The organism is Cellvibrio sp. KY-GH-1, from assembly GCF_008806975.1.
Classification (GTDB): domain Bacteria; phylum Pseudomonadota; class Gammaproteobacteria; order Pseudomonadales; family Cellvibrionaceae; genus Cellvibrio.
Window position 1 is genome coordinate 4045618 of record NZ_CP031728.1, and the last position, 21456, is coordinate 4067073.

Annotated in this window: 13 protein-coding genes; 11 read left to right on the forward strand and 2 right to left on the reverse strand. The window is 48.1% G+C overall.

What is annotated here, in order from left to right; translation table 11 throughout:
* The first annotated feature begins 2 nt into the window (after positions 1-2).
* The 11 genes from D0C16_RS17100 (at position 3) to D0C16_RS17150 (ending at position 19505) form a co-directional block, all read left to right on the forward strand.
* Positions 3-365 carry a hypothetical protein gene (locus D0C16_RS17100; protein WP_151033474.1) on the forward strand — a complete coding sequence of 121 codons (363 nt, stop codon included), beginning with the start codon at positions 3-5 and terminating at the stop codon, positions 363-365.
* Complete coding sequence (locus tag D0C16_RS17105) at positions 362-2896, forward strand: hypothetical protein (protein WP_151033475.1); 2535 nt, start codon at positions 362-364, stop codon at positions 2894-2896. Before D0C16_RS17100 ends, D0C16_RS17105 begins: the two co-directional genes overlap by 4 nt.
* A 3-nt stretch (positions 2897-2899) precedes the next feature.
* A complete protein-coding gene (locus tag D0C16_RS17110; protein WP_151033476.1) occupies positions 2900-7780 on the forward strand; it encodes a contractile injection system tape measure protein in 4881 nt (1626 codons plus the stop codon).
* A gap of 60 nt (positions 7781-7840) precedes the next feature.
* Positions 7841-9202: an ATP-binding protein gene (locus D0C16_RS17115; RefSeq protein WP_151033477.1), complete on the forward strand. Its 1362-nt coding sequence runs from the start codon at positions 7841-7843 to the stop codon at positions 9200-9202.
* A gap of 6 nt (positions 9203-9208) precedes the next feature.
* Positions 9209-12241, forward strand: a complete 3033-nt coding sequence (locus tag D0C16_RS17120; protein ID WP_151033478.1) for a hypothetical protein — start codon at positions 9209-9211, stop codon at positions 12239-12241.
* A 1-nt stretch (position 12242) separates the two neighbouring features.
* Complete coding sequence (locus D0C16_RS17125; protein WP_191968530.1) at positions 12243-13427, forward strand: ABC transporter substrate-binding protein; 1185 nt, start codon at positions 12243-12245, stop codon at positions 13425-13427.
* The gene (locus D0C16_RS17130) at positions 13417-15558 is read left to right on the forward strand and encodes a hypothetical protein (protein WP_151033480.1); all 2142 of its coding nucleotides are present in this window, start codon (positions 13417-13419) and stop codon (positions 15556-15558) included. Before D0C16_RS17125 ends, D0C16_RS17130 begins: the two co-directional genes overlap by 11 nt.
* An 85-nt stretch (positions 15559-15643) precedes the next feature.
* Positions 15644-16450, forward strand: a complete 807-nt coding sequence (locus D0C16_RS17135; protein WP_151033481.1) for a DNA/RNA non-specific endonuclease — start codon at positions 15644-15646, stop codon at positions 16448-16450.
* A gap of 102 nt (positions 16451-16552) precedes the next feature.
* A complete protein-coding gene (locus D0C16_RS17140) occupies positions 16553-17722 on the forward strand; it encodes a DUF4157 domain-containing protein (protein ID WP_151033482.1) in 1170 nt (389 codons plus the stop codon).
* A gap of 28 nt (positions 17723-17750) precedes the next feature.
* The gene (locus D0C16_RS17145; protein ID WP_151033483.1) at positions 17751-18473 is read left to right on the forward strand and encodes a hypothetical protein; all 723 of its coding nucleotides are present in this window, start codon (positions 17751-17753) and stop codon (positions 18471-18473) included.
* Between the two features lie 21 nt (positions 18474-18494).
* Positions 18495-19505: a hypothetical protein gene (locus D0C16_RS17150; protein WP_151033484.1), complete on the forward strand. Its 1011-nt coding sequence runs from the start codon at positions 18495-18497 to the stop codon at positions 19503-19505.
* A gap of 87 nt (positions 19506-19592) precedes the next feature.
* On the opposite strand, the gene D0C16_RS17155 is transcribed toward D0C16_RS17150, so the two are convergent.
* Entirely contained in the window at positions 19593-20186 is a 594-nt protein-coding gene (locus D0C16_RS17155) for a glycoside hydrolase family 25 protein (RefSeq protein ID WP_151033485.1), read from the reverse strand.
* Positions 20187-20900: 714 nt separating this feature from the next.
* Positions 20901-21251 carry a hypothetical protein gene (locus tag D0C16_RS17160; protein ID WP_151033486.1) on the reverse strand — a complete coding sequence of 117 codons (351 nt, stop codon included), beginning with the start codon at positions 21249-21251 and terminating at the stop codon, positions 20901-20903.
* Between the last annotated feature and the right edge of the window lie 205 nt (positions 21252-21456).

The following is a 21456-nucleotide window of genomic DNA, read 5'->3' on the forward strand; positions in this document are numbered from 1 at the left end:
CCATGCAAACCTTACCCACAGCTGATTTGCAAATTTATTTAACCTTGGAGCAGAGCGGCCTGGTGTTGGAAGCACTGATGGAGCAGCCGTTTAAAAAAGTATTTGAAGTAATAGGTTCGCTCAACCAGCAGGCGCAGCAATTTTACCAACCGGATGCCGATAAACATCGCGCGCAGTTATTTACGCTGACCAAAACCGATTTCAGTGTGTGCATAAAAGCCTTGGGCGAATTGCCTTACAATCGCGTCAGCGGTTTGATCGAAAGTTTGCATCAGCAATTGCACAGTCAATTATTTGTGCCCACCGATTCTGCGGCGCAAACTAATACAGAAGATACCAACGCACGGCGGGAAACTGTGTCATGAGCCTGCCGGATCTGCTCAAGAAACAGAGCATCAAACGTTTGGTGCCGGGCGCAGATGAGCTGGATTTTGCCAGCTTACGCAGCCAGGGCATTGAGCATGCGCAGCAGCTTGCCGGTGATATTTGGACTGACTACAACCTGCATGACCCAGGCGTCACCGCGCTGGAACAATTGTGTTATGGCTTGACCGAATTAGCGTTTCAGGCGAAATCACCTATCGCCGATTACCTTGCCAATGAGCGCGGCCAGATAGATTTGCATCAGTATGCGCTTTATAAACCCCAGGAGATTTTTCCCACCCGGCCAGTAACCGCAGAGGATTATTGCAAACGCATTTTGGATGAAGTGCCGGAAATTGACGCGCTGCGTGTCACTACCGTCGATGAGCCTGGCAACTACGGTGCCTGTCTCTACGACATTTCCCTCAAGCTTTTGCAGCCTTTGATCGGCCCGGAATATACCGATGACTACCGCGCGGCAATCCGTACAAAAGTGTTGCGTGTATTTCAGCAGAATCGCAACCTGGGTGAAGATATTTATCGCATTCGCATCGAGCGTAGCAGCGCTTGTTTTTTAAAAGGCGTCATCGAAACCAAAGGTACGCGCGCGAGTGCGGACATTTACGCCGATGTATTTTTTCAGGTCGCGCGTAAAATTTCGTCCAATGTGCGCGTGAAGCGCTACGAAGCCCTGGCGCTACAGGACAGTCTGGACAGCATTTTTACTGGCCCCCTGACCCACCACGGTTACATCGATAGTGAAGGCTTAAATGAAAGTCATCCCGGTAAAGCGCTGGACGAGCTCACCGGAATTATTTCTGCAATTGATGGCGTTAAAAAAGTGTATCACCTTGAGTTGGTCAATGCGGATGGCCTCACGCTCGATGGCGATGCGCTCATGGAGCAATCCTTCTTCCTGAAATTCCCGCAGCAATTGGATCAGCAAAGCTGGCTGAAGATCGATTTCAATCCCGGTAAAACAACCGATGCCAGGGACGTGATTAAAGGGCGCGATGAAAACCTGGTACAACTCATGGATGAAACGCGGCGCGCTTTGCAAAAACTGGAATTTGAATACCGCGCATTTCGCAACAACAAAACCGATACGGCACAATTTGTAGTGTTGCCGCAAGGGCGGCAAAAGCATGCGGCGGATTATTATTCTATCCAGCATCACTTTCCCAACATTTACGGTATCAATTCCGCCGGTATGCCGGCGAGTGAAACGCCCGCGCGCAAACAGGCAGCAAAACAACTTAAGGCCTACTTGTATCCGTTTGAGCAATTGCTCGCGAATATGCTGGCGCTACTACAACATTGGCAACAATTATTTAGCCTGGGTGAAGTACCTAACCACAGTTATTTTGCGCAGTACCTGGATAATCATGCAATTCCCAATTTTACCGCGCTGTACAAGGACGCCGATACCAGCCTGACCACGATTGAAAATATTCAGGGGCGCTATGACCCGGCGTTTGAGCGCAAAAGTCGCGCGTTGGATACGCTCTTGGCGCTCTATGGCGAAGAATTTTCCCAGGAAGCCCTGTTGCATTTCAATTACTACCACCAGGAACAACCGCACTACTGGGCCATCGATAATAAAATTCGCATGCTCCTGCATTTAGCAGACATTAGCCAAAATCGCGGTGGCGCCTTTGATACTGGTCAAGTTCATTGGCAATCGTCCAACATCAGCAGCCTGCATAAAAAAATTAATATCTTATTGGGTATCCAGCAATTGGATAGCCTGGTGGCACTGGGCGAAAGTTTTGCGCAGCATAATATCCAGCTACTGGGCGATGAGTTGTTGTGTAAACGCGGCGAACCGCCGGCCAGCGGTGTGAGTGGTGTGCCGCAACTAACCGACAAAGAACAGCAAAAAATTCGCCGCTGGAGTTATACGCCCGCCAACAAAGCCCTGAGCCTGAGCCCGGCGATGATTCGCGAAGGTACCAACATCAACGCTTATTGCCTGGATTCCAGCGAGCGGGCCACGCGCGTGTATTTTTTTTCGCGCCCGAAACAATTATGGACCTTGCTTAAGGAGTTTCCCGAGCGCAAGCAGGCGCGCGACTATGTGCACAAATTCAAAAAAATAATCACCGATGTTAATACCAATAGCGAAGGTTTTTACTTACTGGAACATTTGTTATTGCGCCCGCGCACCGCACCCAAAGATGAACGAGTGGAAGATTATGTGCGCCCGGGCGATGCGTTCTATCACTGCCGTTTGAGTTTTATTTTTCCCAAGTGGACTGCGCGATTTGCCAATCCCGCATTTCGCCAGTTCGCGGAAAAAACCATTGCCAACTTTTTACCCGCGCATTTATTCCCCCAGGTCTACTGGCTGAGTCTGGAAGAGATGCAGGCGTTCGAAAAACTCTATAAGCCCTGGCTGGATGCGCTACACACCTATGAGCAGGAGCACATGCGCAGCGATCAACCTGGTTGCAGCGCAGATTTGGATCAGGCGGCCACACGGGTACGCCAATGGTTGGAGCAACACCAGCCATCGTCGGCCTACTGGATTTAAGTCATGCAGGCCCGCCAACTGCCCAGCGCAGCCTTTCGTCAAACCCATCACTGCATTGATGACATTGCGGTGGACCTGGTGTTTGGCAGCAGGCAATTGGAGCAGCGTGAACGGGCGACTATAGCGCGTTGGTTAAGCGATGAATTATTGCCGGCATTGGATGAGCTTTTTTCGTTTTATGCCCCGGGCGAGCAAATAATTCGCTTTGAACAATTGGTATTTGATTTCGGTCATTTACCCGCGAGTGATTACCGCCAAATTATTCGCGAACAATTAGTCCAGAAGTTAACGCAATTGATTAAGGCACAAAGCCTGCCCTTGCACACTGAGCAACGCGAGAACCTGGTTGTTAACCGGGTGACTGAAAGCGGCGCTGCGTTAACGCTCCTGCTGGACTATTTGCGTACGGGGCAACTCACGGCGCAGCAATTGCGTATTCATTCGGATATAGCGCCGGCAAAATTTTCCGGGCTGCATCAGCAATTACTGGAGTCGCTGCTGGCAGAGCAACACATAGCCACAGGATTGCGCGCATTGCCCAATCGCGGTGAATTAATTGCGCGCTTGATTAAACAATTTTCCGAGCGTCATAGAACCGAGTTGTTGCGTCAGTTGGCACCGCAGCAGCTGGATATCGCGTTGGCATTGCTGGATATTTGGCAGACTTCTGCGGCACACACATCCGCTGAACAAGTGCAGACCCTCTGGCAATGTATTTTGCAACTTGCTTTGGCCCAGCCTGAGCTTGCACCTGCACGATGGTTGCAATCGGTGATGCACGAGTGGCGTGAGTTAGCGCCGCTGCAAGCTCACGCGTTTATCCAAACCGTGCAAAACGCCAGCTGGGCGAAAACAGCGTTTGCCAGCTCCAATGCGCCAGCGAGCTGGTTGCAATTGCAAACGCAATTAAATGTTCTCTTGCAGGAAAACCCGGACTCGAATAATACCGCCACGTCTTTAGCAACCAACTACAACGAGCAACCCGCTGCTCGGGTTACATTGGCTCCGCCATTGGGTTCCAGCACCATGCCGGATTCACCCTCAGATGCGCAATCATCGCCAGTGCAATCCCGGCAAGAACAAACGGCGTCAGCGCAATCACTAACGGTACAACAGCAATTGGCACAGGCACTAATTCGCGGTGATGCGGTGCAACTGGAAAATCACTGGAACCACTGGCAAGCGCAGCACGCCCAAATATTAATTAGCGGATTAAAACACTATTTGGTGAATGCCGAACTGCGGCAGCAATTGGTATTAAAATTACCCGTGCCATTACTCCACGCACTGTTGCGGTTGCTGGCGCCGGATCTGGCCCCCCTGCTGCAAAGTATTGCCCAGCGCGCGCACAATTATCTGGCGGTTATTGAGCAGCTGGAATCGACAAACCCTGTTGATGAAATGCACGGGCAGCGTCCGGGAGCGCCAGTGCGCGAATGGCAGCGGCACCTTTATGAAATTATGGCCAGCTTGATTTTCACTGGATCAGTGGATGATAGTGCTGAACCCATTGCAGTGCCGTCGCTAGCAAAATTTTTCAGCGAATTGGTTTTTCATGTCGCAGCCCAACGCGAGATACCCGCGCGCGAATTACATCGGCAATGGCAACAAATATTACAGAGCGATGCGCACGCGTCTAACAGTAATTTCATCGATTCGGATGCAACCGAATTTGTGGCCCAGGCTTCTGCCACACAACATGCGGCGTCAGATCGTCTTGCATCCAGCGCTCCCGTATTAGACAAGCTCGCATTAGACAAGCCCGCATTAGAGAGCCTTGAATTAAATAATCCACCGGCGGATTCAATAGCTGACAATTTATTGCTTGCCGAATTCCAGATGCCCGAGGTAAAAGCGCCTGGCTCCGAAAATACCAATCCGTTAAATAACGATGCGTCAACAACTAAGTTGTTGCTGAAAAAAATCCATGGGGCATTTGCGCAGGCTTCTGCACGAGAGCTGGAAAACCTCTGGCCGCAGATTATTGCGGTGAGCGGACCTGAAATTATCACAGCGCTGCGCCGCTACTGGGCCATTGCCAGTATTCGCCAACAGCTGTTGCCCAGATTAACGGTAACGAGCATTCAACGGTTACTGGTGTTAATTGCCCCCGCTTACCAAGCGCTGCTGGAAAAAATAGTCAACGCCTCCGCGCAATTGCGCCAGGAGGCCATTAGTTTACAAATAGATTCCATTAGCGATAACAGTAACCCAATGGGTTCTGTGCAAGAATTGGGACATCAACCGGATGGTGTTGGAGCAGTCGGCGGGATTGCACCCGGTGGCAAGGCGCAAGCAGCCACAACAGAAGCCTGGCTGCGCGAAGCCTACGCCATTATTTCCGCGCTAGTGTTTGGCTCTTCTTCTGCATCGGCGGACACAATTTTTACTGCAGCGCTAACAGGTGCCGAATCAAATGGACTAGCTCCAAACGCCTCACAATCAGACGACTCAGCACGTATTGCACCGGCTGAATTAGTGCAGCAATTCACTCGTCACTACGCACAAACCTATCAACTACCGGTGGCCGCGTTGGGCTTTTTATGGAGCAATCTGTTGGAGTCGGGCGTAGCAACTACTCCGGCCGTTTCATTCGCCGCAGCGACAAAATTTCCAGCCACATCCTCTGCCACATCTTCGTTCGGCTCAGAAAACGTTTCTGCGGCTAGAGCGGCTGCGTCGCCAACGCCTAATGTTTCTTCAACGCTTAATGTTTCTTCTACGCATAATGCAGCTCCAACTTCTGATGCTGCTCAAACTTTTAATGCGGCATCAACTATTAGCGCAGCACCCGCCAATGCAGTTGCGGTTGATGTGCTACTCCAACACTCTGCGCAAGAATTATTTGAATGGTGCTTGCAGTTAAAACACAATCACCAATTGCGTGCGCAATTACCGGCGCATGAAGCCTTGATGGCGCGCTTGATTGATAGTTTTGTAAAACTCAGCCCGAATTTCTCACCGGAATTTCGTCAGTATTTTTTATTAGCGCTTGATGAGCAGGCCAGCGCGCAGATTAACCGGGCAACATTTTTCCGTCAGGTGCTGCTTGGTTTGGTCGATGACGAATTGATTGATCTGGATGTAATCGCTGCTGAAAACCCCGGTACAACCACCAGCGATAGTATGGCGACGAGTGCAACCGATATTGATGCGCAGACGACGCCTGGTCGCGCACCGATGCACGAAGCGCAGCATCAATCACCGCTGCACCAAACAGCCAACGCGATTAATTCTGTTGATCAACATGCGGCGCCAGCGCGTAGCCCACTACCCGCCGCACAAGCGGGTCTCGATGCTGAACAGCAGACTCGTCAGCGACTCGCGCAATTGGTGCAGGAGCTGCGTGCGGGGCGAATAGATCCGTTTGGTTTGCGCATGAGCCTTTATTACTGGCAGCGTCTGGTTGAACAATCGTTAACAGCAAAGGGTGGCGATTCATCGCATCACACTGAATTGCGTGAAGCCATAGGTCGCAGCGGCAGTGATGCGACTGACCCCAATTATTTCTACCAGCAAGTGATTCATGCGCTTCTGGCGGACTTGCCGCTGGATATGGAGGCGTTTGCGCGCGGCACAGCGGCAGATCATCACGCCCGGGAAACCGAGTCCGCCAAGCATCACGATGATGCAATCCTGCATGAACATAGTTCTGCACAAGCGACTAAAAAAATCGAACCAACGTTCACCTCTGTATCCATCGACAAACAGTCGTTGGAAGCCGTTGCACCTGGGGACAATGATTTTCACGATGCAGCGCAATCGTTCCCGGATGCAACGGGTACCGATACAGAGCCATCAGGAAATGGAGACATGTTGCGTACACCGGAACTCACGCTGGAGCAATTGCTGCGCGAACCTACAACACTAACCACGCAGCAGATGCAGCAATTGCAGCAGCATGTCAATTTACTCCTGCAGCACTTTAGCCAGGCACAAGCACAGGAATGGCTACGCATTTTGCGCGAACCTGCCTGCGCGCAGCGATTGATCCAGCAAGTGCCCGGCCATTTGTTGCATCAAATTGTGCAACGTTTACAGGCTGGGCCTTTTGCAGCCTTGGACCCAATTGTAAAACTCGCCAGTGAAGCACTTGCGTTACTGCTGCCGGGTGCCGATCCGCTGTTGTTGAAGCAGGCGCGCTGGGAGTTTGTATTTGGGCGTTTGTTCGGTTCAACCAACCCGATGGACGCCGCGCAATTGCTGCAAGCTTGCTGCGAGCAATTAGCGCAAACTCTGGGTGTGAGTGATAGCCAACGGTTGTTGCAATTAGCAGAGCGTCGCCTCGCATTGTTAAAACCGGTAGCTGCCGCGCGCCCAAGCATGTCACTTAACGACGGTAATACGTCGGAAGAACCTGTGTTGAATTTTGAAGCCGGAGTGCACCTGAACAATGTGGGTATGGTGCTGGCGTCGCCCTTTTTGCCGCGTTTATTTTCCATGTTTAATTTATTGGAAGATGGAAAATTTATTCACCCGGGGGCGGCCGATCGCGCTGCGCATTTATTGCAGTACATGGTGACTGGCCAAAGCGAAACACCGGAATACGAATTAACCCTGAACAAAATATTGTGCGGCATTAGCACCAGCATGCCCATTAGCGCCGGCATTGAAGTGACTGAGCAGGAAAAACAGGTTATCGAGCAGATGCTGCAAAGCATGATCCAGCATTGGAAAGCCTTGGGTTCAACGTCAGTCGCAGGTTTGCGCGAAACCTTTATGCAGCGGCAGGGCTGGTTGATTCTGGATGAAGACTATTGGCGATTAAAAGTGCAAGAGCGCACCTTTGATATGTTGCTGGATCGCTTGCCCTGGAATATCTCCATGATCAAACACGCCTGGATGGACCGACCACTGCGCGTGTCATGGCGCGAACAATCCTGATTTATCGGGCTAGATCCAAAACTATTTAACGACAGTGAACAAACACAGCGAATAGACACAATGGTTAATACGGTTAGTCAACAAAACGCAGCAACACTCGAACGCGAACTCAATTGGTTTGCCGATGTGCTCAATTTGCGTTTTACCCATTATTTTGGTTCGCCCGAAATTCAGGCGGCCACCGCCGATATTCGCAGCATAGCAGCGCCGGATCTAGCGCAAGATAATTCCGAGTACGCGCAACTGGTGCGCCGCTATGAGATGGGGTTTGATGAACGTCTGGTATTTATTTTGTGTTTGATTCCCCATGTGCGCCCGCAAGCATTGGATATTTTTTTCACCCAAAGCCAAATCACTGGCCGCGCCTATACCGAATTTGGCGGTTGGCGCGGCAAAGCCCACAGCGGTTTTTTGCCCAGTGCGGAGACAGCGGTATTTTTACTGGCAGGGCAAGATCTGGAGCGGCGCTTTGCGGCGCTGCAATTGTTTGATGAGCATCATTACTTTTTAAAACAAGGTTTGCTTAAGCTCGAGCACCAGGCAGCGGGCGAACCTTTTTTAAATGCGACTATTTCTGTGAGTGCAGAAACTTTGCATCGCTGCACTCATGGTCAGGTACACAAACCCGATTACAGCATGGAATTTCCGGCGAAATTAATTACCAGCCCTTTGAGTTGGAATGATTTGGTGTTATCGCAAGATGTGATGGAAGAAATTGATCACCTGCACACCTGGCTCAAGCAGGGCAAGGAGTTGATCAACCGCTGGGAATTAACGCGTGCGGTAAAGCCTGGTTATCGCAGTTTATTTTTCGGGCCACCCGGTACCGGTAAAACACTCACTGCCACCTTGTTGGGCGCGAGTGTCGGTGTGGATGTGTATCGCATTGATCTATCGATGGTGGTTTCCAAATATATCGGCGAGACAGAAAAAAATCTCGCCGGCGTATTTGATCAGGCGCAAAACAAAAACTGGATTTTATTTTTCGACGAAGCCGATTCACTGTTTGGCAAACGTACCCAAACCAGCAACTCCAATGACCGCCATGCCAACCAGGAAATCTCGTATTTGCTGCAACGCATAGAGGATTTCCCCGGGGTGGTGATTCTGGCCAGTAACATCAAAGCCAATATCGATGAAGCCTTTGCACGGCGCTTTCAATCGATTATTTATTTTCCGCTGCCCGATGATGTGGAGCGTTTGCGCTTGCTGAAAAATTTATTCCCCAACAGTAATTTCCTGGCTGACGACGTCAACCTGCAACAGTTGGCAGAGAAGTATGAATTATCCGGCGGGTCGCTGACCAATGTCGCGCGTTACGCCGCTATACGCGCGACACGCCAGCAGCGCAACAAAATCCAGCATGCCGATTTGGTACAAGGCATTAACAAAGAACTTCTCAAGGAGGGGCGTACGCTCTAATTGACCATGATGAAAGTTTCTTCATCCAAACGTATTTTTTCACTCAAACCTGGTTGGGGGCCGGTAGCGAAATTACTGGTTGTCGCCACGTTTTTGTTGGCAGCAGGCGTTGGTGCGCAGACCCCATCAGACGCTTCGGGAAGTTTGCCCGAAGGGGCGCGAGTTAATAAAGATAAATGCCTCGGCTATGAAATGGATTATAAAAAATATCCCAAGCCGGTGATCGCCAAAGTACAAGCGGATATGTACCAGCTCTACCATCAAGACGCGGATTGGAAGCACGATGCTGGCTTAAAAGGCAAACCGCTAAACGATGGTATTCTCGGGCCAATTACCTGGTCATGGATGCAGCGCTTTTGTAAAAGTTTCGCGTTGGATATTAACACCGATGTAGTGTCCGCATTTCCTGCGCGCGCCGATGAAGTTGCCAAATTCTCGGCGACATTTAATGACGATGCTGCGACCTTAATTAGCAAACCCTTTGCGCAGTGGAGTGCGAGTCACCACAGCGCTTGTAATCTGGATGTGCAGGAAACTCTCGCCCACGGCAGTGATGAACAATTGCAAGCGTTGGTGCGCTGCTACCTGGAAGGTGAACAAAAAGCACCGGAAGTGCAACCCGCTGCCGCACCGGAACCCATCCAACCCTACACATTATATGTGTTGCGCGAGGATGATTTTGCGGCGATGGCAGAAGCATCGGCATCCGCGAAAATTACCGCCAAGGCGATTGAAACGCTAAAAGGCAAAGAATTCCCGAGTAGGGCGGATGCACAGGCGGAGATAGCCAAATTATTAGCCGGATTATCTGAAGCTGAAACCAAACAATTGGGTGACGCACTGCTGGCCCAATTCCAAACCAAAACCCGCTATGAGCTTAGCGATCAGGTATTGAATACGCTAAACCAACAGGGAATTAGCGATGCACTTTTTGCGGCGCTGCAAGCTTTACCGCAAAAAAGTTTTGCTGATTTGTCGGCACTCACCAAAGCGATTAATGCCGCGGTTGCAAGCGTTAACAAAAATGCAAGCGCGCAAGTAAATACCCCCGCTCTCCAGGACGCGGCTTCAGCGAACAGCCAGGCGGTTTCCAGTGCGCCGGCGCCTGAGGTGGTTAACGCGGAACGGTTAGTGCTGCAAGTACAACTCCTGGCGCGCCAGGACTATTGGATTGCGGCGGACATTAACGCAAGTCAATTGCCACTTGCACAAGGGCCAGTAGCGGCACCGGTGATTGAGTTATTGCAAGACCTGAAAGATAGGGAATACCCCGAGGGTCAGCTGCTGCATATGGCGGCTAAAAATAAAATCCTCAAAGCGGCGGATATTTGCAAGCAGGACAAATCCAATGCGATTGATAAGTCGCTCGCTAAACCTAACATCGCGGAAATCAAACAGTATTTACAAAGTGTTATCCAATCCGGCGATCTCACCGATAAATACTGTACTGAAAATTTCTATCGCAAGTTAAATGATTACTACGATAAAAACTTAAAGGCCACCATTGATAAACTCTATTCAGAACCTATGCCTGCCTATAAACACCAACCGATTAATTGGTCGGGGGCGAGTAAAGATTGCGGTTGTGTGCCGGATGAAATACAAACCATGGCCTATGGCATTTTCCCCTATTGGGAAACCACTGAAACGCCGCTGGAATTTGATTTCAGTACCTTCTCGCGCACCGCGTATTTTGGCTTGACCATTGGCAATAGTGGAAAGCTGCAACAAATAAACAGCCTGGGTGTGGATTTGCTGAAAGACAACAGCAGTTCGGCAAAGGCGTTTATTCGCGAAGCGCGTCGCTATGGCAGCAAAGTGGATTGGATTCTGGAAAAAGAATTTTCTGCCGCCCCGGAGTTGGAAAATGAGGCCGCCCTGCAAATATTTTTCAGCAACCTGCAAGCGGACATTATCAATTTACTGGGCACACCGCTCACCGATGCGGAATCGCGTTTGCGCCCGCTGCTCAGCCTGGGCCTCGCCAGCCAGCCACGCAATGGCGATGGCGTAACCTTCTATTTTAAAAATTACCCAAACACGGCGGCGGCCAAACAAAAATTTGACGATTTCTTTAATAGCCTGAAGGACAAGTTGCGCCAGCTGGATGACGAGCGCAATAGCTTTCACCCGGTGAAGGACATTACCTACGTCAACATCATGCTCACCAAATCGACATTTCTAAGCGAAGAAGGTACCTTCAATCGCGAGCATCTGGACACCCTGACTAACGTTGAGGAATGGGCAGAAAAGAATCTTTCTATTGTGGAAGTTCAGGACCGCGTGCGCACCATGCTGGTGTTAATTATGGAAGATCCCTACTACACCTCACTCGATGAAATCTATGCGGTTACCACCGGCATAGATCGCAATATTATTGCGCCGCTGATGTTTAGCGATTACTCATTAATGGACACCACCACCGAGCACAAGGGCCAAAGTGTGGATGAGCGTAAAAAGCGTCTGGCCTATGTGCATGAAAGTTTTGGTGCTGGTACTTTCTGGCCCATGGTGCAGTATAAAAATAGTAGCGATGGAAAAGACTACCGCGAATTTAACGATTATATCGGCAAGCATTTTTCGCCGGGTTACACCGAATCATTCTGGAACGAAACCCTCTGTGCCTATCGTTGGCAATTAATTTATGTGTTGAATTTGTGGCTGCTATTGGCGTTTATTTATTTAATCACGTTCTTCTATTTGTTTCCGCACCGCTGTAAAGATTTACCCATGCTGTTGCGCTGGTTGCAACACCCACTCACGGTCGTTGGAATTATTCTACCGCCGATCGTACTTTGGGGTTATCTACTGCTGATGGACTCGAGCTTTACCTTGTTGAATCTCTCCAGCCTTTTGTGTTTGCTGTTGTTGGGTTTAGCAATTACAGCAGGTGTGGACGCGGTGAAAGCATTGCAACAGCAAAAACCCAATCGCAATTTGCTGCAATACCAAAAATTGGCGACTGCACCGACCAGCGAAAATACAGAGGTTGTCGGTGAAGAAGTGGATGAAGAGATTTACGATAATGAGAGGACCTGACATGGACTCGATAAGGAATAGCGCCGGTAATTATCGTTTAGCCCTGGCGTTTGCGTGTAGTGTTTTCCTGCAGGCCGGAAGCGCTTTGGCAAGTGAACTAACCTGTGCGGATAATTTTCCTGCTGCGACGAAAATCGTGAAGTTGGGAATGAGCACCGCACTTAGCGGGCCCAATCAGTATTTGGGTTTGTCTATGTCGCAAGGTGTCAGGGCGCGTATTGACGAAGCCAATTGCGCTGCGGAATGGCGCCGGCAAGGAATTCAATTTGAATTGATTGTGCTAGATGATAACTACGATCCACAGATTGCTGCGCGCAATACGCAAACATTAATTGAAGACCACAAGGTGGTTGCTATTGTTGGCAACGTAGGAACGCCCACCGCCGAAAAAAGCTGGCAGATTGCCAATGAAAAACAAGTGGTGTTTTACGGCGCTTACACCGGGGCAAATCTATTGCGCCTCAACCCGCCCGCACCCTTCGTATTTAATTATCGCCCCAGTTATGACCAGGAGATGGAAGCTGTAGTGGCTGACATAGTCGCGCGCGGTATTCCGATCAAATCCATAGGATTATTTTTGCAAAATGATTCCTTCGGCAATGCCGGTCTCGCCGCTTTGCAAAAGGCATTGGAAAAAATTTGCGGCGACTGCCAGCAGGACATTTTCCAAATGCGCTATGAACGCAACAGTTTAAAAACCGGTGCTGCGGTAGAGGAATTTATCGCTGCTGAAGTTAAACCCCGCGCCGTAATTCTGGCCGGCTCACTGGAACCCTCTGCGGAGTTTATTCGCTTTGCCCAACGTCTATCGCCGGTAACACGCTTCTATTGCCTGTCATTTATTAGCCCCAGTGCGCTGCAAAAGAAATTGGTTGTGGGACGCTATCAACTCACCTCATCACAGGTATTGCCTGAACAAAGCGCAATGACTGCAGGCTCAACGAACGCGACAGGCGAAGCGTACACTAATGAGGTGTATCGCGAGGGCTATATGGAAACTCAATTGTTGCTGGATGCAGTAGCCGCGATACAAGGTTCGGTGACGGGCGAAACCCTGCGCCAAAGCCTGGCGCGCCTGGAACGCCAGCTACCCGGAAATCCCGGCGATCAACAGATGATGAATAATGTCTGGTTGGCACAAGTGTACAACCACGAACAATCCGGAGTGGCCGCGAGTGTTAAATAATAAATCACGCATTGCGTATTTCGGGTTGCTCCTGGTGACTGGTGCACTCTTGCTATTTGCGCTCGCGCAAGCTGCTTTTTTGGTGAGGGATGATCAGCAACAGCAAACGGCATCACGCCAATGGGCGGAACAACAAACGCTCGCGCTGGCGAATGATCTCGCACAAAAAATTCAGCGCATTTCGTCCATAGCGGATCAGTTGGCTGAACAAATTAGCGCGGCCAGTTGCAGCCCTTGCGATATCGAAAAAGCGCTGCGCGAACACTATTTGCGACACACGGATTTTACCGCCCTGGGCCTAGCCTTTGACGCGGAAACGTCAGGCACCGCGTTTCGCCTTTACGCACCTTTCATTCGCCAAAAAAACCAGGCAGCCGCCATTGAACGGCTAGATAGCTTCTATGACTATCTAGCAAATCAGGATGCAGCGGATGTGCGGGCTAATCCAGAAGCCTGGTATACCCACGCGCAGCAGCGTGAACGCCAATGGCTTGAACCTTTTTATGAAGCGGCGCTGGGTCAGTATGTTATTCGCTACACAGCGCCAATCTATAACGCGCAGCAGCAAAAAATCGGTTTGGTATTTGTAGACACCGAGTTGGAGTGGCTACACGATCAAATAGAAAAATACGATATCAAAGATAACAACTATCTGAGCCTGGAATCGGCGCAAGGCAAAGAGCTATACCACAGCTTCAAAGGAATAGCTGAAATCATTCTGCAATTTTCCCAGCCCGCGCCTGTGCATACCAAAACGCAAAGCACAGTGAATGTATTAACGGACGAGCCTGCCTGGCAACATAACTACCCTATTGCTGCGACCCAATGGCAACTGCACAGTGTTATTTCCAAATCCACCATTGCCGATTTGGCGACTACAAAAGACAACGCGCAGGCGATGGCGAGTGTCGAACAACTGCATAAATTAACGACCAATGATCGTATTGATTGGGTGGTGTTGGTGGTGGTGTTGGCAATGTTGATATTTAGTTGTGTGCGTTTGCGACGCAAGCGCACCAGCAAAGTACAGCTGTGGGTTGATACGGCTATTTATACAATTATTTTATTTTCCGGGGTGATTTCAATTTGGATATTGGAATACGGCACAGTTGCACCGGGCAACTCCATCATCCTTGCGAATCAAGCGATAATCCAAAAATTTGAACGCGATAACGCCCAACGCGCACTGATCGCGCACAACGACGCGCCTGTCTATGTGCCGGTGGGATTATTTATTCAATCGATTGAATTCCTTAGCGCGAGTAACGTGAATGTTACCGGCTATGTTTGGCATCGCTATCAGGAAGGCCAGGAATCCGACTATGAAGTTGGCACAGTCTTTCCTGAAGCCATTGAAACCAATATCAATTTGGCCTACGAAAAAACGGTCAATGGCGAAACCCTAAAAGGCTGGTACTTTGAAACCACGCTGCGTGAAAATTTCAATCCGGATCGCTTTCCATTGGATCGCCAATCGGTGTGGATCAGGCTTTGGCATGAAAAAATCGGCGACAATATCGTCCTGGTACCTGACCTGAAAGCCTACAACAGCTTAAATACGCGTTCCTTGCCCGGCATTGAAAAAGATTTTGTGCTGGCTGGTTGGTCGCTGTTCCGCTCCTATTTTGAAGTGCGTGAAAACCAATACAACACGCGCCTGGGGATTGCGAGCAGCGCGCCCGGAGGCGTGGTGCCAGAGCTGTATTTCAATGTGGAAATCATGCGCAACTTTATCAATCCATTTCTGGCGCACCTGTTTCCGCTGTTTGTGGTTGTGCTTATGCTCTATGCCATCGTTATTACCATGTCGACCGATGAGGAGAAAAAAGATTTCCTCGGCTTTAATGCGGCGGGTGTGGTCGCCTCCTGCTCGGCACTCTTCTTCGTGGCATTAATTTCGCACGTACAATTGCGCAACGAGTTAGCGGCCAATTCAGTGGTGTATCTGGAGTATTTTTATCTAATCACTTATGTACTGATATTGTTGATCACATTGAACGCGGTGTTGTTGTCGCTGAAAGTCAAATTTGCATTTATCCAGTTCCATGACAATTTATTGCCTAAACTGATTTACTGGCCGGCCATATCCGGCGCATTATTTATTTGCACCGTCTGGGCATTCCGTCATTAAACAGTGCGTTGAACAAACAACAGATTATTAACCTGAACGTTTTTTACAATTAATCACATCACCAGGAAAACCCCGGGAGAACACCATGGCCTTCAGCATTCGCCAGGCTGCCAGCGCAAAAGAGTCCGGGCAGGACGTGGCGGCCAAACCCGGGCCTCCTTTATTTAACGATCAGCGCGCTTCAACCGGTGTGCAATTAAAACAACAAGAGTTGTTACGCACCGCGCAGGTTCCCGCTCAACTGACGGTGATTCCAGGAACAGTAGCCTACGTACCAAGCAGCGGGCGTGCAGGTACATCGAAATTGGCATATATCTGTGATGGTTATGATTACGGGAAACAGAATGAACCTGCGGATAGTGCAACTTCGACTATGCCGATGAGAGATGAGATAGCCTCCACCTATATAAAAACACATCCCAATGATCCTTTTGCCATGCACTTGGTAAATGGTCGACTCGGTGGTAGCGGGGCTGATACCGAAAATCTTGCCTGGGGACCCAGTGAGTTAAACAGAAAACATTACAACAACTGGGAAAATGACCGGCAGATGGAGGTACAAAGTCGGAGCGGGGAAAGAGTGGATGTTAGCGTACAAGCAACTTATCACTCAAATGACACGAACACCCCCGCAGGCTATTACCTCAAACGCCTGGATTGTACCCACGAAATAGACGGCGATTCAAAAACGGTAGGAATAGAGATTGGCGAACCGGTAGAAGATGACGAGGAATGGAAACCGAATAAGAAGAAAAAGCGCAAACACGCGTTACCCGATACTACCAAACCGTCAAAAAAGCACAGCGGGATAAAAAAGAAAAACTCGTCGAAAGAAAAAAAGGAAAAGAAAAAAGAAGACGAAAAGAAAAAGAAGAGATTTTATGGGCGTTAGCAAAGCCGATATATTTTGAATGAGCAAGTTTATATAGAAACGTGCCTGTTGCACGAGTTTCTAACATTAACCAGATCACCAGGGAAATCCCGGGAGAACACCATGGCCTTCACCACTCGTCAGGCTGCCAGCGAGCAAAAATCTGCCCAGGAAGCGGCGGCAAAACCCAGCGCACAATTGTTTAGCGATCAGCGTGCTTCCACCAGCGTGCAGTTGAAACAACAGCAATTAATGCAGACTGCACAGCTTGCGGCAGAAGAGGAAGAGCCGTTGCAAGGCAAATTTGAAACGGCGCAGCTTGCCGCAGAAGAGGAAGAGCCTCTGCAAGGAAAATTCGCCACGGCGCAATTAGCCGGGATGGAAGAAGAAGTACCTATGCAAGGAAAATTTGCAACTGCACAACTGGCCGCCCTGGAAGAAGAGCCGCTACAGGGAAAATTTGTGGCGCAACGCGCAGAGGAAGAGGAACCATTGCAGGGAAAGTTTGAATCGCCTGCACCAGCGCAGCGCGAACAAAAACCGAATAACACCGGTATGCCGGACAATTTGAAATCCGGTATCGAAAATCTATCCGGCTATTCCATGGACGATGTAAAAGTCCATTACAACTCAGACAAGCCGGCACAATTAAATGCCCACGCCTATGCACAGGGAACGGACATTCACGTCGCTCCGGGACAAGAGCAACATCTACCCCACGAAGCCTGGCATGTTGTGCAACAAAAACAGGGCCGCGTACAAGCCACTATGCAAATGAAAGCCGGTGTACCGGTAAACGACGATGCAGGCTTGGAAAATGAAGCGGATGTGATGGGGGCAAAGGCTGTTGAGCAGCAAACGTTAGCAGTCCAGAGTGCGCCCTTTTCGCTAAAAGCGCTTTCCAAAAGCGGCCCGAAGCAATTGATGTCCGTTAGAACCGTGAACAAAGTGCCTACTGTCGAGTTATCTAAGCACTTGGTCCCCCTGGCGAATCAAGAAGCATGGGCAACGAGTAAAGCAAAACCAAAAACAACGTTCATTTCCGACAGCGCCGAGGTTGTTGCAGCGGTGAACACAAGTACACATGATTTCACTGCTGCTACCGCAGTAATGGAATATAAAGAAATTAAACCGACAATAACGACGACCCAATATGAAAAAACTCCTGCGGGTGACGGTCCAGGTAAGCCGGTAACGCGTACGTTGGATGCGGCTCCTCGAGAATGTGTAGTGGGTGTTACCAAAAAAGCCGGCGTAGATGAAATTGTAATTAATCACTTAGCGAACGTGTAAATACGGATCTAATTAAGCGAGCTAATTTATGACTTACATCAGAAAAAATATAGCGACGAATAATGATACTAATAGTAGTAAACCCGTTGCCCAATCCAACGCGGGGTTTGCCGATAGACGTCAGTCTACTGAGGAGCAAATTGCTCAGCGGCAAATGATTCAAAATTCGAATGTTCATCAACGAATAGTAAGTAAATTAGGTTCAACTACGCCAACGGTACAACTGGTACCGCAGTATAGTTCTGGATTGACCAGATCAGTTACCGTTACAGGAAACTCAAAAACGAAAAGTTTTGAAGAATGCACTTACAATTCTGTGGAGTATTCGGCCGGCGATAATCTACTGACTACCGGCACCGGTACGGAAACGCCGGCCAACTGGGCTACATGGTTAGTCAACAAAAAAGGCGGGAATAATGCCTCGCAACTGCATGTAGTTAATCGACGTTGGGGTGGATTAGGTGGCCGTAATGATAAGAATATAGTTCCTGGTTCGCCTGCCGAGAATAGTCATCACCTACATGAAGCCGAAAAGGAGTTTGATAAATGCTTCAGCGCTGGAAAAGCTATCAATAACTGTAAATATGAATGTACGGTTGCGCCAAAATATGGACAAGCGGTTAATGTAACCGGTGGCCCGGTGGATTATGGCGATCCAACCATTACTGTGAGCATCACTGATAACGGCGTGAAAAAGGCATACCCTGTGACCGATGGTGCAGACGGTCTCACGTTTAAAGAAGGCACCTAATGTACATCCAAGGGAACTAAAATGAAAAAGCTAGTAAGTCATTTATTGAGTGCGGGTGTATTTTTTTTAATATTGGCTTATGTGATTCCATTTTGTGTTTCCTTAGGCGCGTGGGCATCTGATTTTCCATCAGATTGGGAACCGTGGTACTACCGTGTAGGATTTTTCATGGCTATAGGTCTTTCCGCTGCGATAGTTTACACAGGATCGAAAAGCTTCCTGGAGAGCATGTTGGGGAACATGTTTATAAGAAAATCGTTACTGAAATCATTCGATCACGATATATTTGATGGCGATATTATGAAAATCGCTGAAGACCATTCGGTTGCAAAAAACTTAACCCGCACTGAATCATTAATAGCTGTTGGTAAGGAAATACAGTGGCTATTAAGATCAAATACTAAAAAAAACCAAGATTTGGCCTTAGCAATACTAAGCTCGCAGGCGAATAAAGAGAAATTAAAAAATGAATTGAAAGTTGAGCGTATTAACTCGGAATCCGATATCTATATAGCTTCGTCGGAGGTCTATATGCCAACATGTGAAGATGATGGATTGACAGGAAGGCTTGAGTTAGGAGTTGACCACTTATTCTTCTATGCGTCTGATGAAAATTATAGGTCCGTTATACTATCGAAAGTGGGAAAAGATGCTGGATATAAAATCGCAGAAAAATTTGGGGACAACGCTCATCCGCTGATTGGTGTTGCTGTACAAATCGCGAGCATTGCCATATCGGATAATAAAAAAGAATTTAAAAAAAATTTAACTAACAGCATATCAGTTCGACTTGCCGACATAGATCACGTAGTAGTAACAAAAAATGGTTTTATTGGACGGGAAAAGTTAGTCGAGATTAAAGTGAAGAATTCCAATGGAATAAGTAGTTATAGTTTCGGTACATTCGATGAAATGGATCAAGATTTTAGCGAGATTTGGCTCGAGAAAATTGAACTGGCTTGTTTATTGTGTGGTTCTATCATAAACCGTGAAATTGGGCCAAAAGCAGTCGCGAAAATTGAACCTTGCTAATACAGTTGCTGTAAATCAAATTCGGAAACGCTCAAGTAGTCAGATGATAGGAATCCAAGAATATGAGCGATAAATATTCTAGATATTTTATAACTGCTTATTCCAAACATCCAAATCCACACTCCCAGTAACGCCATCCACGTTTCCACTTTGTGAATACTGCCAAAAGTTCCATGCAGTCCAACCGAATGGAATTTTTGGTGTAGTCACACCATATTCTGCAACCCACAGTGGGTATTTGGAAAAATCTGAATTAATAGTTTGATTCCAGAATGAAGGGCCGGTGTAAATCATGGGCGTGCGGCCCAGTGCTTTTTCCACCGTATCCAACCAGATTTGCAAATTTGCGGCGACGCTGTTGCTGCCGTAATTACCTTTAAAAATTTCTATATCCACAACGGGTGCTAAATCATTCGCATCTAGCGAACCCACCGCAGCAACAAAATTATTCGCTTGGGTAACAGGGTCATCATTGGTTTCATAAAAATGGTAAGCACCGCGCAAAACCCCGGCGGCTTGCATAGCTTGCCAATTCGTGTGGAACTGCGGGTCAGTGTAAGTATTACCATCGGTAGCCTTCGCATACGCAAACGCAATTCCCGCGGCCTTAACTTTTTTCCAATCCACCGTACCCTGGTAATGGGAAACGTCTATGCCTTGCAGTTGGTTGGTGGTAGTCATGAGGTAATCCTATGTAAGCCAAGAGAGGAAACTAGCCATTTCGTAGGCTGTGTGACGATCATTATGGAAAAATATTTTTTATGCCATATTGGACATTAATTGACTGCATAATTTATTCAATTTTTTTCTCTTTCAAAGAGCTTTGAATTTCTAGGCTCACAATACAAACCATTCAGAGAATTTAGTTTAGTCAGTTCGTTTGTTCGAGCTATAGTATGATAGAAGGTGCGATATATTTCTATTTTATAAACTGTTCATTATACGCAGGGTGGTTGTTGTTACACTATTTAGACTCAATCACCAAATAGCTTTCTACCTCTGTTTAGTAAATTCTTACACCACCAGTACAAAATAAATAAATAGACTAGAGACTTGATTGTTACACCTAAAATAAACATTTTTGGGTCTTCGGAGTAGGTGATAAAACCACTTTGGCCGTATTTAGTAAACGAATAAAATTTCCCGCCCGCACAATCACTCCAAAAGACGACCATATAGAAGGCGATGCCAGTTAAAATGAAAAGCTCTATGAAGTACCTTATTTTTAGCGTTGATTTTTTATGTGCGCTCATAGTGAGAAGGTCAAACGAAAAGTTAATGAGAGGTTTGAAATGTGTGCATTTGCTAAAAACTTTTTTGTAGTGATTTCGCTAGAGCCACGACAGACGAAACTGTTCAGCGCGCGAAATGCGTCTGTCGGAGTACATATTATGCTTAGCGTGCAATATTTAGAAACGCAGAAACAGCGCTAAACACCATTAGAATGAGTAAGGTTATGTGACACCACATAAATATTTTATACCTTGACCTTTGATTTCTGAAACGAGAACTCACTTGAAATAATAATACGATAAAGCCAGCAAAAAAAAGAGCGCCACATGCTCCTCCGATGGCTTGTGGCTGATTTCCATTTGACTCCACATACTGTTGGAAATAACCAGCTGCCATGTTTGGCAAAGCAAATACAACAGTAAATATCTTCAACAATATACTTGCATCGGTTGGAGTTTTTTCGGATTGAATTTTTAGGTTTGATGTAGGTGTTTCGTATATTTCTTGAGTCATGTTGTATTCAACGATTTTGCTTGTCAGTTTATCCCGCAGCCCAGGGCGTATATAAAGGAAACCCATCGCCAATCAATTACCGCAACACAGCTATCCATAAAAACTTGAGTCGGGGTGAGTAGTAAATTCGTATATATGGGGTTCTGAATATTCAGCTTACTCGCTTAGCGATTCCAATTAAAGTCCGCAGTCGGTGAGTGGTTGG